Origin of the sequence: Candidatus Microthrix subdominans (genome assembly GCA_016719385.1) — a bacterium.
GTDB classification, from domain to species: Bacteria; Actinomycetota; Acidimicrobiia; order Acidimicrobiales; family Microtrichaceae; genus Microthrix; species Microthrix subdominans.
Genome location: JADJZA010000008.1, coordinates 315,690 through 328,880, shown reverse-complemented (window position 1 = coordinate 328,880; position 13,191 = coordinate 315,690). Strand labels below are relative to the sequence as shown.

13 protein-coding genes are annotated in these 13,191 nt (G+C 69.0%); 2 read left to right on the top strand and 11 right to left on the bottom strand.

Annotated elements, in window-relative coordinates:
• The first annotated feature begins 242 nt into the window (after positions 1–242).
• A complete protein-coding gene (locus tag IPN02_15925; protein ID MBK9298293.1) occupies positions 243–1,544 on the top strand; it encodes a DUF222 domain-containing protein in 1,302 nt (433 codons plus the stop codon).
• A 102-nt stretch (positions 1,545–1,646) separates the two neighbouring features.
• Here the strand turns inward: IPN02_15925 and IPN02_15920 are convergent, their stop codons facing one another.
• A complete protein-coding gene (locus IPN02_15920; GenBank protein MBK9298292.1) occupies positions 1,647–3,152 on the bottom strand; it encodes a proteasome accessory factor PafA2 in 1,506 nt (501 codons plus the stop codon).
• A gap of 38 nt (positions 3,153–3,190) precedes the next feature.
• A complete protein-coding gene (gene arc / locus IPN02_15915; GenBank protein ID MBK9298291.1) occupies positions 3,191–4,948 on the bottom strand; it encodes a proteasome ATPase in 1,758 nt (585 codons plus the stop codon).
• A 239-nt stretch (positions 4,949–5,187) separates the two neighbouring features.
• On the opposite strand from arc, the gene IPN02_15910 reads away from it, so the two are divergent.
• Positions 5,188–5,430 carry a ferredoxin gene (locus IPN02_15910; GenBank protein ID MBK9298290.1) on the top strand — a complete coding sequence of 81 codons (243 nt, stop codon included), beginning with the start codon at positions 5,188–5,190 and terminating at the stop codon, positions 5,428–5,430.
• A gap of 19 nt (positions 5,431–5,449) precedes the next feature.
• On the opposite strand, the gene IPN02_15905 is transcribed toward IPN02_15910, so the two are convergent.
• The 9 genes from IPN02_15905 to IPN02_15865 all read right to left on the bottom strand — a co-directional run bounded on the left by IPN02_15905 (position 5,450) and on the right by IPN02_15865 (position 13,165).
• Positions 5,450–6,322 (bottom strand): tRNA (adenine-N1)-methyltransferase, encoded by an 873-nt coding sequence (locus IPN02_15905; protein MBK9298289.1) that lies wholly within the window; start codon positions 6,320–6,322, stop codon positions 5,450–5,452.
• The gene (locus IPN02_15900; GenBank protein ID MBK9298288.1) at positions 6,319–7,248 is read right to left on the bottom strand and encodes an adenine nucleotide alpha hydrolase family protein; all 930 of its coding nucleotides are present in this window, start codon (positions 7,246–7,248) and stop codon (positions 6,319–6,321) included. Before IPN02_15900 ends, IPN02_15905 begins: the two co-directional genes overlap by 4 nt.
• Before the next feature lie 28 nt (positions 7,249–7,276).
• Positions 7,277–7,474 (bottom strand): MoaD/ThiS family protein, encoded by a 198-nt coding sequence (locus IPN02_15895; GenBank protein ID MBK9298287.1) that lies wholly within the window; start codon positions 7,472–7,474, stop codon positions 7,277–7,279.
• A gap of 48 nt (positions 7,475–7,522) precedes the next feature.
• Positions 7,523–8,056 carry a hypothetical protein gene (locus IPN02_15890; GenBank protein ID MBK9298286.1) on the bottom strand — a complete coding sequence of 178 codons (534 nt, stop codon included), beginning with the start codon at positions 8,054–8,056 and terminating at the stop codon, positions 7,523–7,525.
• The gene (locus IPN02_15885) at positions 8,056–8,262 is read right to left on the bottom strand and encodes a hypothetical protein (protein MBK9298285.1); all 207 of its coding nucleotides are present in this window, start codon (positions 8,260–8,262) and stop codon (positions 8,056–8,058) included. The genes IPN02_15890 and IPN02_15885 overlap by 1 nt, the downstream gene beginning before the upstream one ends.
• Before the next feature lie 55 nt (positions 8,263–8,317).
• A complete protein-coding gene (locus tag IPN02_15880; protein MBK9298284.1) occupies positions 8,318–8,665 on the bottom strand; it encodes a phage holin family protein in 348 nt (115 codons plus the stop codon).
• Between the two features lie 111 nt (positions 8,666–8,776).
• Positions 8,777–9,433 (bottom strand): LON peptidase substrate-binding domain-containing protein, encoded by a 657-nt coding sequence (locus tag IPN02_15875; GenBank protein MBK9298283.1) that lies wholly within the window; start codon positions 9,431–9,433, stop codon positions 8,777–8,779.
• Positions 9,434–9,464: 31 nt separating this feature from the next.
• The gene (dacB, locus tag IPN02_15870; GenBank protein ID MBK9298282.1) at positions 9,465–10,970 is read right to left on the bottom strand and encodes a D-alanyl-D-alanine carboxypeptidase/D-alanyl-D-alanine-endopeptidase; all 1,506 of its coding nucleotides are present in this window, start codon (positions 10,968–10,970) and stop codon (positions 9,465–9,467) included.
• Positions 10,967–13,165, bottom strand: a complete 2,199-nt coding sequence (locus tag IPN02_15865) for an acetate--CoA ligase family protein (GenBank protein ID MBK9298281.1) — start codon at positions 13,163–13,165, stop codon at positions 10,967–10,969. Before IPN02_15865 ends, dacB begins: the two co-directional genes overlap by 4 nt.
• Positions 13,166–13,191 lie beyond the last annotated feature (26 nt).

Sequence of the window (13,191 nt, the reverse complement as noted above, 5' to 3'; positions counted from 1 at the left end):
GTTTTTCCCACCCTTCAGATTGAACTCAGCTATTCGATCCGCCAACAAATTTTCCCGTCCGGGCGCCATCCGCTGTGACGCTGCCATCGCAGCTTCTTCGTCGCCGTCGAATCGTTCCGCTGCAGGCCCGCTATCAATCCCCGCTAGGATAGCCCCCGACACGTTCGCCAGATGCCCGAACGTCGTACACAGTGTCGCAGAACCCTGTTTGCTTGTCACTGGTCCTCTTCATACTGGGGTACATGAGTTCGATGGTGTGGGCGCTTGACGCGAGGACGGTGATCGACCGGATCAACCTGGGTCTTGATGGGTTGTTTGCTGCCGGTGTGGCGCCGGTTGACGGCCCCGATGCCATCGTGTGGTTGCGTGAGGTTGAGGTGTTACGTCGGCAGGTTGACGCTGCGGCCACGGCGTTGGTGGGTGCGATCGACCGGGCCGGGCTGTATGTGGATGACGGGCACGCGTCGGCCATGGTGATGGCCAAGCATCACGCCAAGCTGTCCGGGGCGGAGGCATCGGCACGTGAGAAGACCGCTAGGGCGTGCCGCTCGCTGCCGAAGCTGGCCGACGCGTGGGCCGATGGTGAGATCGGAACCGATCAGATGCACCTGTTGGGCCGGGTGCATACCAATCCTCGGGTCGCACCCGCGATGGAAGCCCGCCAACACCAGTTCCTTGCCGATGCCAACATCCTGTCGGCCAGGCAGTTCGAGTCGAAGACCCGCCAGTGGGAACGCCTGATCGATGAGGACGGCCCCGAGCCGGCCAACGAACGCAATCACACCAACCGCAACACCAAACTGGTCCAGAACCCGTGGGACAACTCCTGGGACCTCACCGGGTTCTTCGCGTCGATCCAGGGTGCCGAGATGCGCGAGATCCTCGACCGGTACATCGACGCCGAATTCCGGGCGGACTGGGCCGAAGCCAAAGCACGCCTCGGCGACACCGTCACCAACGCCGACCTGGAACGCACCCCACCCCAACGCCGTGCCGACGCGTTGCACCGGCTGTTCCAAGACGCAGCATCGGCACCCGACGGTGCCGTCCCACCCGGGTTCGTCCACAACATCCACTGGTCAGCCGCCGCCTACGAGGAAATGCTCGACGCGATCGACGCCGACCGGGCACCCAAGTTCGACCCCGACACGTACATGTGCCGCAACGGTGACAGTCACGGCGTTGACCCGACCGAAGCGGCCACCAACAGCCTCGACGGTCTCGCCGCCCAGATCCGCCGCATGATCGTCGATGCCGCAGGTGTCGTCATCGACCTCGGACGGGCACGACGGTTCACCGGTTCGGCCCGCACCGCCGCCACCGCCGGGCACACCTGTTGTGTCTGGCCCGGTTGCACCGTCCCGACCAGCGCCTGTGAGATCGACCACCTCCACGAACACGGCAAGGGTGGCCCAACCAGCCCCTCAAACGCGGCACCGTTGTGCGGCAAACACAACCGCTGGAAACAAAAGGGCTTCACCATCCACCGCAACCCCGACGGCACCTGGCACACCACCCGACCCGACGGCAGCCAACTCGAATGAACCCGCACCGCCGATGTCCGGTGAACGGCCAATCGAACGACCCGCACCGCCGAGAACCGGCGGCCAGGATCAGCTTGCACCTCGCCGGCAGCGCGAGCCAGGTCAGCGCGAAGCGTTCAACTTGGCCAACAGCTCGGCGGCGTCGGCGCTCGACGCCACCATCTCGCCCAGGATCGCTTCGGTGCCGCGGGTGGGCTCCATCATCGGCACCCGCGACAGCGACGACGTACCGGTGTCGAACACGATCGAATCCCAGTTGGCCGTCACCACCTGATCGGTGAACCGTGCGAGCACGGTGCCCCGGAACCACGCCCTGGTATCGGTGGGCGGCAGGTCGACGGCGGCGGCCACCTCCACGGCGCTCACCAGCGTGCGCAGGCCGGCCCGGAGGGCCAGGCAGCGATCGGGGCGCATGTCGTGGTATTGCAAGTCGAGTGCCCGCAGCTTGGGGGCGCCAGGTGGCAACTGGTGCCGCTCGGCGAACCCGCCCAGCAGCCGGCCTTTGGCCACCCAGTCCACCCGGTCGGCGGCGCGCTGGCGGTCGTGTTCCAGGTCGTCGAGCACCCGCTCCCACTCGCCGAGCACCTCGGCCAGCACGTCGTCGCCACCCACCGCCGAGGTGTCGCACTGCTCGCCCCAACCACGCGCCAGCGCGCACAGCTCCCGCTGGGCCCCCAGCGCCGTGATCGTGCCACCATCGAGCGTCTCGTAGGTTTCGCTCAGGCTCAGGTCCCAGCTGATGTGGCGCAGGGTGGCGACCGGGGTCACCGGCCGAAGCTCGCCCATCGGCCAGTCGTCCTCGATCATCGCCAGCACGATCGAGGTGGTCGCCAGCTTCATCCAGGTGGCCCATTCCGACATGTTGGCATCACCGATGATCACGTGTAGGCGTCGGTAGCGGCGCGGGTCGGCGTGGGGTTCGTCCCGGGTGTTGATGATCGGCCGCTTCAGCGTCGTTTCGAGGCCAACCTCCTCCTCGAAGAAGTCGGCACGTTGGCTGAGCTGGTAGGTGACGTCCTTTCGGCCGGGCAGCTCGCTCCCCACCTTGCCTGCGCCGCAGAACACCTGGCGGGTGACCAGGTGCGGAGTGGCGCGGGCGACGATCCGGTTGAACGGGACGTTGCGGTCCATCACGTAGTTCTCGTGGGTGCCGTAGCTGTTGCCCTTGCCGTCGGAGTTGTTCTTGTGGACGATCACCTCCTGGCCGTCCTCCAAGATGGCGTTGGCGGCGGTCATCGCCCGGCGCAACACCTCCTCCCCGGCCCGGTCCCACACCACGCCATCGCGCGCCGATGCCACCTCGGGCGAGGAATATTCGGGGTGGGCGTGGTCGACGTAGAACCGTGCCCCGTTGGTCAGCACGGCGTTGACCAGGTGAGTTTCCACCTCAGGCGGCTGCACGTACTGCTCGAGCACCCCGCGTGCGTCGTTGGCGGGCATCTCGTCACCGAAGTCCCAGCCGATCCGCGGACCGGTGCCGGCACGGGCCACCTCGCTCACGTAGGCGTTGACCAACAGGCTGGAGGCCGCAATCGGGTTCTGTTCGGGCGCATTGCGCACGATGATGCCGTACTCGGTCTCGATGCCGAGGACCTTGTGAATGGCCATGTCAGCGGGTCCGTGTCCCCAGAGGCCTACTGGCCATGTTAGAGGTACTGGCCGGTCTGAACCCGCTCGATCGCCCGCCCGCCTTCGGGCTCATCCTCCTCGGGATGGCTCACCAGCGTTCGCACGTACACGATCCGCTCTCCCTTTTTGCCCGAGATCTTGGCCCAGTCGTCCGGGTTGGTCGTGTTGGGCAGGTCCTCGTGTTCACGGAACTCCTGGCGCACCGAGGCCACCAGATCGGCCGCGAGCACCCCGCGCGGACCGCCGGCCAGCTCCCGTTTGATGGCCAGCTTCTTTGAGCGGCGCACGATGTTTTCGATCATCGCGCCGGACGAGAAGTCGCGGAAGCCCATGATCTCGCGGTCGCCGTTCTGGTAGGTGACCTCGAGAAACTGGTTGTCCTCGTCGTCGCGGTACATCTCCTCGACGGCGGCCTCGGCCATCGCCTGAAGCGCCTTGGCCGGGTCGCCGCCCCCCAGCTCCTCGACCTCCGATTCGGCGATCGGTACACGGGCGGTGAGGTACACCCCGAAGATGCGGGTGGCCGCCTCGGCATCTGGGCGTTCGATCTTGATCTTCACGTCGAGGCGGCCCGGCCGCAGGATGGCCGGGTCGATCAGGTCCTCGCGGTTGGAGGCGCCGATCACGATCACGTTGCGCAGCGCCTCGACGCCGTCGATCTCCGCCAGCAGCTGGGGCACGATCGTCGATTCCATATCGGAGGAGATGCCGCTTCCCCTGGTGCGGAACAGGCTCTCCATCTCGTCGAAGAACACGATCACCGGCGTGCCCTCGGCCGCCTTCTCGCGGGCCCGTTGGAAGACGAGGCGAATGTGACGTTCGGTCTCGCCGACGTACTTGTTGAGCAGCTCGGGACCCTTGATGCTGAGGAAGAAGCTGCGGGCATCGGCGCCGGTGGTGCGGGCCACCTGCTTGGACAACGAGTTGGCCACGGCCTTGGCGATGAGCGTCTTGCCGCAGCCGGGAGGCCCGTACAAGAGAATGCCCTTGGGCGCAGGCAGGTCGTAGGTGGCGAACAGCTCGCTGTGCAGAAACGGCAGCTCGACCGCGTCCATGATCGATTCGATCTGGCGGTCCAAGCCCCCGATGTCGGTGTAGGCGATGTCGGGCACCTCTTCGAGCACCAACTCCTCGACCTCCGGCCGGGGCAATCGCTCGACGAGCACGCCCGCACGCGGCTCCATCAGCATCGTGTCGCCGGCTCGCAGCGGCGCATCGGCCAGGTGATCGGCCAGCTCGGCGACCCGCTCCTCGTCGGCACGGCCGACGACGAGGGCACGAGCGCCCGCGACGAGGATCTCCTTGATCGTCACAACCTCACCGGTCAGGTCGGGCGGCCGCACCATCACGACGTTGTAGGACTCGTTGAGCACCACTTCGGCACCCCGGCGCAGCTCGGCGACCTCGACGGCGGGCGACACCTCGACCCGCATCTTGCGACCCCCGGACTGCACGTCGACCGTGCCGTCGTCGTTGGAGGCGAGCAGCGTGGCGTAGCCGGCAGGGGGACGGGTGAGCTTGTCGACCTCCTCGCGCAGCGCAGCGATGTGATCGCGGGCTTCGCGCAGCGTGAAGGTGAGCTTCTCGTTCTGCGTGACCGCCTGGGCCAGTTGCGACTTGACCTCGACCAGACGGTCCTCGAGGGTCCGGATGCGTTTGGGCGCCTCGGCGCCGCGACGGGTGAGCATGGCGAGCTCGCGCTCGGCCGCCGCCACGGCGTCGTGGAGTTCCTCGGCCTCGGCCTTCAGTCGTCTCGTCTCGTCGCTGGCCGTCATCCGCCCCTCCCACTGCTCACGGCCAAGCTACCCGCCAGGCCCGGCCCCGCGAGCCACCCCCTGCGAGGTTGTCGCCAGCGACAGGCGTCACCTTGTCCCATTATTCCGGCAAATACCGGGTTTATCTGCCGAGGCGTCGTTATGCTGAGCTACGGGAGAAGCACCCGCTGGTGTTTCACCAAACAAGGGCCACAGCGCCGAACCCCCACCCGCGTCGCGGGGCAACGTAAGGAGAAGTCATGGGACTGAAGGTCTGGATCGACCAGGATCTCTGCACCGGTGATGGCCTGTGCGAAGAGATCTCGCCGGCCGTCTTCACGCTCCTCGACGACGGTCTCGCCTACGTCGTCGAGGGCGACAAGGTGTTCAACGATCCGGGTGGCGCCGAGGGCAAGGCCGAGATCCCCGACGCCGAGCTCGAGGGCGTGATCGAGTCCGCCGAAGAGTGTCCCGGCGAGTGCATCTTCATCGAAGCCGAGTGACCCGAGTTCCTCGGCTGCGCTAGGCGCCGTCACGCTCCGGGGGCAGGGTTCGCTCGGAACGGGAGGGCATTCGGGCGTGGCTGAGGAACGCCGTGTGGGCCACCATGCGATGGTCGGGGCGGACGGCGGCACCGTCGACCTTCCACGTGCGGTGCAGCACCTCGAGCGTCTCGGCGAGCACCAGCCCGGCCTCGACGAGCGCTTCGCGGAACTGGCTGGCCTGCATGATGCTGGGCGTGTAGGCCAGCACGATGCCGCCCGGCCGCAGCGCACCTTGGAGGTGCGGTACCACTTGCCACGGTTCCGGCAGGTCGAGCACCACCCGGTCGTATCCACCTGATGGACCGACCTCGATACCCTCGTAGACGTCGCGCAGCTCGACGGCGAACCGGGCCGCCGCCTCCGGTCCGACCGCCCGGGCCACGTTCAGCTGAGCCCGTCGGGCGAAGTCCTCGCGCAGCTCGTAGCCGGTGACCCGTGCGCCGGCGCGCAGCATGGCCGACGACAGCGCTCCGGAGCCGATGCCGGACTCGAGCACCTCGACGCCGGGCGCGACGTCGGCCAGCATCAGGATCGGCCCCAAATCCTTTGGGTAGATCACCTGGGCCCCACGGGGCATTTTGAAGACCAGGTCGGACAGCGTGGGCCGAAACACGGTGAAGGTCAGGCCCTTGGTAGTGCGATGGGTCGATCCGGGCTCGGCGCCGATCAGGCGGTCGTGCTCGAGCGGCCCGGCGTGGCTGTGAAACTCCTGGTTCTCGCTCAGCGTCTGCAGGTAGCGGCGACCCTTGTGGTCGATCAGCAGCACCGACTCCCCCTCCTCGAGCAGTCCGTGGTGGCCCGAACGGGCGGCGCCGTCGTTGGGTGGTCCGTGGGTGGTCGGTTCGCTCACGCGCCGCCGTCCCTTCTGGACAGCTGCACCGGTTGAGCCGCCGATGCGCGCTCGGCCAGCCGACAGAACGCGCACACCTCGGACTCCGACGGCGACCCGCAGCGCTCACAGATGCCCAACTCGTCGCGCCCGGTCGTCTCGTCGTCGGCAAAGCGGTCGGCCGCCTTGGAGAGGAACTCGTGGTAGAAGGCGAACTTGGCGCCCGGCGACCGGATCTCGATATCGGTCAGCGCCTCCTTGTAGGCCAGGTGGCGGTTGCCGGCGGCCATCGGGCACTCCTCGACCAGGTAGTCGATGCCCGACACGACGCAGTAGGCGGCCATCTCGCGCTCCCCCAGGCGGATCAGCGGCTTCACCTTGCGGGGAAAGCCGTCGCCGGCGGGCAGCACGGGCCGTTGCCGGCCCAGGTAGGGCATCTGCCAGCGCAACACGTTGCCGAACAGCACCGCAGCTTCGTCATCGAGGTTGTGGCCGGTCACCAGAGCGTCGTAGCCGCCGTTGCGGGCGGCTTCGTCGAAGACGTGGCGCTTCGACATGCCACAGGCCGAGCACGGCGTGCGCTTGGCGGCCCGCGATCCGGCGGGAATGTCGTAGCCGTAGGTCTCGACCAGGTCGACCTCGATCAACGTCAACCCGCGTTGCTCGGCAAAGGCCCGCGCTGCGTCGGCCGACGCGTCGGAGTACTCCCCGATGCCCAGGCCAACGTAGAGCCCATCGGCGCTGTAGCCGAGCGCGATGAGGATGTCCCACACCGCCAGCGAGTCCTTGCCGCCCGACACGGCGACCAGCAAGCGGTCGTCGGGTTGCACCATGTCGTGATCGGAAATCGCCTTGGCCGTCTGGTCGCGACAGAACTTCACGAAGTGCTCGGCGCAGAAGTTGGCATTGTGACGCCGTAGGTCGATGACGGCCGGCCCCCGACACACCCGGCACTTCATCGTGTCCACCTCATGGTCACGCCCCGCCGGAGACGACGGGACGGATCTCGATCTCGTCGTCGGCGCCCAGGCGTTCGTCGCCGGGCACGAGCGTCCCGTTGCGGATCACCAGCACCGACTCCCGATTGAGGTCCAGCTTGCCCAGCAAGGCGGTCACGGTCAGCGATCCGTCGAAGGTGACCTCTCGGGTCGGCTGGCGGAGGTGCACGATCATCAACCCAGTCTGGCATCGACCGGGGGCACGCTCACCAACCGGCGACGTTCAGTCGTCAGCGCGATAGAACCGACGCTTGGTCGTGCCCGACCCGCCGGCCTTGGCCAGTGCGACGGCGCGAACCGCCTCCAGGCTGGCCTCGAGGGCGGCCACCTCGTCGACGGCCTGGCGCCGCTCGTACCGCCGCACGTCCAGGCGGTCGAAGCGCACCAGGAGGTCGGCCTCCTCGGCGGCGAGCTTGGCCGCCCCTTGGGACCCATCGCGTGCCTTGTCCAGGCGGGTCTGGGTCCGCTCCAGCTTGGCGGCCACCTTCACCTGCTTGGGGCTGGCGCTGCGGGCCTTGGCCAGCCTGGCCTTGGCGGCGTCCAGCTCGGCCTCCAACCTTCGTTCGGCCTTGGTCGGTGCCGGGCGGGCCACGACCTCCAGCCGGTCGCCGGGCTGCATCTTGGCGGTGGTCACCCGCTGCTCGCCCGGTTCCTCCATCCGATCCTGGAACCAGTCGATCGCCTTGCGCGCAACGACGCCCGTCGGGCCGCCTCCTGCCAGGAAGGGTGCGACGAGCTTGAGCAGCTTGAGCAGCATCAGGAGCGGCGGATCTCGATCACGGCAGAACGCTTCAGCCCGTTCTTGCGACCGAGGAAGAAGAACAGGATCAGGGCGAGCAGGCCGATCCCGGCCACCACCGCCACGATCTGGGTCTTCGCCTCTTCGGCCTGATGGGTCACGCCTTCGCCGATGCCCGCGATCTGGTCGCGAATATCGTTGCGGTCAATCTTGTCGTCGCTCATTGTGAACTTCTTCCTTCGAGAGGTGTGGCCGTGGGACGCCGGGGGGCAACCGGCACTACTTGCGACGCTTGTCGCCGCCCCGCTTGGCGGCGTTCGCAGCCACGGCGGTGACGAGCAGCAGCCAGACGAGAGCGCCGACGTAGGGAACCCACGACCAGGTGCCGCCGTGGACCCGGCCGGGTTGGTTGATCGTCTCGATCGTTTGCAATCCTCGCAGCAACGCCAGGGTGAGCAGCACGACGCCGATGCCGATGCAGGTGCCACCCGCCGCACCGAAGCCGACGTAGCGGCCGAGCGACTTCAGCGGATCGACGGTCTCCTGCTTGGCATAGCCGACCACCAGGTTCTTCAGCTCGCCAACCTGATCGCCGGTACTCGGAGTTTCGTCTTGCTTCGTTGCCACGTGGCTCCCTCGGCTGCGCTTCGTCGACCGCTCCGGGCCGACAGGAGGTACTCGGTTTAGTGGGCGGCGCGCCCCCCGGGCAAGCACTGGCGTCGCGTCGAGGTCGGCGGCTCACTCCAGGCGGGCCCGCACCAACTCGATCTGCTCGTCGAGCAGCGCCACCAACCGCGTGGCCCGCTCGACCGATCCGGGTGCGGACAACAGGCGGTAGCGGTCGAGGCTGCCCAGCGGCGAGGCGAGCGCCAGCTGCCAGATCAGCCGGTCCGGGTCCTCGCCGGCATCGGGCACGTCCGAGCCCGCCTCGCCAGGTTCGAGCTCCACACCGAGTTGCACCATCAGCTCGGACAGCTCGGCGTGGCGCTCGAGCAGCGTCGGAATCGACCCGGCGAGAGCGGCGTTGAGGTCGGGCGGGTCCTCGTCGGGCCACAGCTCCACCTCGGCCCGTGGATAGGGGTCGTCGTCGAGCCAGTTGAGCACCCGGATGCGCTCGCCGCCGACCGCCACCACCGCCCATCGGCCATCCTCGGCCAGCTGGGCGCCGACGACGGTGGCCAGGGTGCCGACCGCAGCGCGAACCTCCCCACCGCCCACCTCGCTCCCGCGCTCGATCATCGTCACCCCGAAGCGGGGTTCCGATCCGAGGCTCGCCTGGTCGTCCGGCCGGGGCAGCTCCCCCACCAGCTCCTCGAACAGGATGCGGTATCGGGGTTCGAACACGTGCAGCGGCAACAGCATGTGGGGCACCACGACCGACCCCAACGGGAACATCGGAACGATCCCACGCGTCGGCTCCATCGGATCAGGAACCGGATCCGACGGGACGCGGCTCGCTGGGCGCCAGCACCTTGGGGTCGGGAAGCTGGGGGTAGGACAGCAGGGTCTCGGTCAGCTGCTCCTGTCTGGTGAGATCGTCTTGGACGATGTTGGCCCCCGGGCGGTTGATCAGGTACGAGAACGACAGGTCGAACTCCGCCGGGGTGCGCACCCAGCCCGACAGCCCGGTGACGATCGACAGCGTGCCGCTCTTGGCCCGGACCGCCTCCCGGGCCGGGGAGTCGACCCAGCGTTTCAGGAGCGTCCCGTTTTCACCGGGCACCGCCAGCGCTTTGGCCAGCAGTCCGTCGGCCTCGCCGTGGTCGAGCACCCGGCGCAGCAGCGTGCAGGTGACCCGGTCGGCGCCGCTCAGCCCGGAAGCATCGACGATGACGACGCCCTCGGTCGAGATGCCCCACTCCTTGAGCAGCTCGAGTTCCACCTTGATGCCGGCAGCGGTCGACCCCACGCCGCTCCGCTCCCGGCCGACCTCCTTCAGCAGCAGCTCGGCCGTGTTGTTGTCGCTGAACTGCAGCATTTGGGCGACGAGCCCTTCGACGGGGAGCGAGTCGACCGCTGCGATCTGTCGGGCTTGGTCGGGCGCTTCGCCGGAGGCGAAGGCGCCCTCGACGACCACCCCGCGGGCGATCAGCAGCTCGCGCAGCACCTCGGCGGCGTGGGCCGGCGGGTCGGCGGCCGGATCGCTGATCGCTCCGCTGACGATGTCGTCCAGGTCGCCGCCGTTGGTCCGGTCCCGGGCGTCGTTGACCGACAGCGCCGACAACGGCCCCACCTCGCCATTGGACAGGTCGTCGGGATCCCAGGACTCCACCGTCCGCAGGTCGTCGTAGCGGCCATCGTCACCAACCACATTGCCGGTCACCTTGGTCACCCCGGCGGCACGGACGGCATCGGCCAGGCCTTCGAGGGCGGTGTGTGGCTGGGGCGCAAACATCAGGGACGCGTCGTAGTTACCGGTCTCGATGATCGGATCGCCGCCGCCGACGAAGTACAGGTCGCCCTGCACCGTGCCGCCGACCGGATCGGCGTCGGCCACCACCCGGGTGGTCAACGTCGTCTCCGGACCGAGCACCTCGAGGGCCACCGCTCCGACGAGGATCTTTAGGTTGGATGCGGGCAGCAGCGGCGTGTCGGGGCGGAGCTCAAACACGGGACCGCCGGCCTGACCGACGCTGATGCAGCTGTCGGGTGGCGACTGTTGGGCCAGCGGGGCCAGGGCCTTTGCCATCTTGAGGTCGGCGGTCGGGCGCAACACCAGGTCGGGCACGCGCCGGGCCGACAACATCGGGGTGGCCAGCTCCATGCCCGTTCGGGGGGACGTGCCTACCGCCGCGGTACCGTCGCTGACCCAGCCGGCCGCTACCAGCACCCCGCCGAGCACGGCGAGCACCAAGGCCGCTCCCCGAAGGAAGCCCAGACGTCGACGCTGCTTGGCGCGGCGGCGCCGCTTGCGGTCCATCGGGGCGCTCACGAGCTGGTCCGCCCGAGGGCTGTCGACGCAGCGACCATCGCATCGAGTGCGGCCACCGCCCGCTCGGCGGACGCACAGGCGTAACGGCCCGTCGCCGCCACCGCGGCCGGTGCCGGGTTGGACGGTTGGGTGACCGCCAGCTCGGTGGCGCAGATCACCGGCTTGTTGGTGCTCGCCGACACCTCGGCCGCCGCCCGTCCGTAGCGCTCGTCCTGACGCTCGTGGTAGTCGACGATCCGCTCGAGACCGTGATCGGGGTAGAAGCCGCCCGAACGCATCAGCGCCGCCTGGTTGGACTGGATGCCCAGCCCGAGCAGCAGCACCGCGTCGGTCGAGGGGTGGGAGGCGACGAGCTCGAGCACGCTGGGCACGGTATCCCGGGTTTCGCCGCCCGCCAGGTCGATCGGGTTGTTGCGGCTCCACCTGGGCGGCAAGAGCTCGTCGATGGCGGCGCTCAGATCGCCGGGCAGCGGGTCGAGCCGCAGGTGGGCGCTGCGCTCGATCGCATCGGCGGCGACCACGCCCCAGCCGCCCACCGTGGTGACCACGACGACGCGCCCGCCCCGAACCGGCGGCTGGGTGGCCAGCATCGCGGCGGCGTCGAAGCCGGCTTCCACACCCGCTGCACGCACGGCCCCGGCCTGGGCGAGGACGCCGTCGACGATGCGGTCGTCGGAGGCGAGCGAGCCGGTGTGGCTGGCCGCCGCCCGGGCGCCGGCGCCGGTCGAGCCGCCTTTGACGACGACGACCGGCATGAGTCGGGTGACGGCGCGCAGCCGCTCGTAGAAGGCCCTGCCGTCGCCGACGCCCTCCAGGTAGCACAGCCCGACCGAGGTGGCGGGGTCGTCAGCGAAGTACTCGAGGTAATCGATCGGCTCCAACATGGCGGCGTTGCCGGCCGAGATCGCCCGCGACACGCCCACACCCGAGCTCACCGCATGGTTGAGGAACGCCGACACCAGGTTGCCCGACTGGCTGACCACCCCGATCGAACCGGCCGGCGGGTTGGGAGCCACGATCTGGGCGCACAGCTTGGCCGGCGTCGAGATCACCCCCTGGCCGTTGGGACCGGCGATCACCAGGTCGAGTTCCTCGGCGAGCGCCACCAGCTCGGCCTGCTCGGCCCGTCCGGCCTCCCCCGCTTCCCCGTACCCGGCGGTGGTGAGGAACGCACCCCGAACCCCGCGATGGGCAGCCTGCGTGAGCACCTCGCGCACCGACGCCTTCGGCGTGCACACGATGACCAGGTCGGCTTCGCCCTCGGGCACCTCGTCGACCGACGCGAGGGTCGGCCGGCCGAGCACCTCGGCCCGCTCGCGGTTGGTGGCGAACACGGGCCCCTCGTAGCCACCGGCGAGCAGGTTGTGCAGGGTGACGAACCCGAACTTGCCCGGGTGGGTCGACGCCCCGGCGACGATGACCCCCTTCGGGTTGAACAGCGGATCGAGGCGGTGGACGCCGGCGCCACCACCAGGTGTCCCTGGTTCGACCGCTTCGCCGCCACCGACCGCGGGGTCGCCCGCCGACGGGTCCCCGAGCTCGACCAGCGCGTCGACGGCCACGGGCCGACCATTGCAGACGATCAGTGGGTTGAGGTCGACCGAGGCGACATCGCTGCGCTCGACCGCCAAGCGGCCCAGCGCGCACAGCAGGTCGACGAGCAACTCTCGGTCGACCGCCGGCTGACCCCGAAACGCTCCAAGCACCTCCTGCGTGGCCAGCCGGTCGATCAGCGCCGCGGCGTCGGCCCGGTTGAGCGGTGCGGGGGCGAAGACGACGTCGCCGATCGCCTCGGCGAGCACGCCGCCCAAGCCGAAGGCCACCAGCGGCCCAAACTGTTGGTCGCGGAACATGCCGGCGATCAGCTCGCGGTCGCCGGAGATCATCGGGGCGATGAGCAGTTCGACCGCGCCGTCCTCGCTGCGGGCCAGCCCGAGCAGGTCGAGGGCGGCGGCCTCGACGGCCGAGCGCGTGGCCAGGCCCAGCCGAACCAGGCCGCGTTCGGTCTTGTGGGCGATCGAGTCACCGGCGAGCTTCAGCACCACCGGGTAACCCAGCGCGTCGGCCGCAGCGGCCGCCGCTGGGGCATCCTCGGCCGTCGCCTCGCCGGGCACCGGTACTCCGTACGCGGCCACCAGGTCTTTGCTGTCGGGCTCGGACAGCGTGCGGGCGATCGGTACCGAGGGGTTGGCCACGGCGTGACACCCTAACGAACGCGCGA

Excerpts from the sequence above, each read along its gene's own strand:
- IPN02_15875 (MBK9298283.1), bottom strand. The coding sequence starts at position 9,433 with ATGTTCCCGTTGGGGTCGGTCGTGGTGCCCCACATGCTGTTGCCGCTG.
- IPN02_15895 (MBK9298287.1), bottom strand. The coding sequence starts at position 7,474 with ATGATCGTGCACCTCCGCCAGCCGACCCGAGAGGTCACCTTCGACGGA.
- IPN02_15925 (MBK9298293.1), top strand. The coding sequence starts at position 243 with ATGAGTTCGATGGTGTGGGCGCTTGACGCGAGGACGGTGATCGACCGG.
- IPN02_15910 (MBK9298290.1), top strand. The coding sequence starts at position 5,188 with ATGGGACTGAAGGTCTGGATCGACCAGGATCTCTGCACCGGTGATGGC.
- IPN02_15885 (MBK9298285.1), bottom strand. The coding sequence starts at position 8,262 with ATGAGCGACGACAAGATTGACCGCAACGATATTCGCGACCAGATCGCG.
- arc (MBK9298291.1), bottom strand. The coding sequence starts at position 4,948 with ATGACGGCCAGCGACGAGACGAGACGACTGAAGGCCGAGGCCGAGGAA.
- IPN02_15920 (MBK9298292.1), bottom strand. The coding sequence starts at position 3,152 with ATGGCCATTCACAAGGTCCTCGGCATCGAGACCGAGTACGGCATCATC.
- IPN02_15890 (MBK9298286.1), bottom strand. The coding sequence starts at position 8,056 with ATGCTGCTCAAGCTGCTCAAGCTCGTCGCACCCTTCCTGGCAGGAGGC.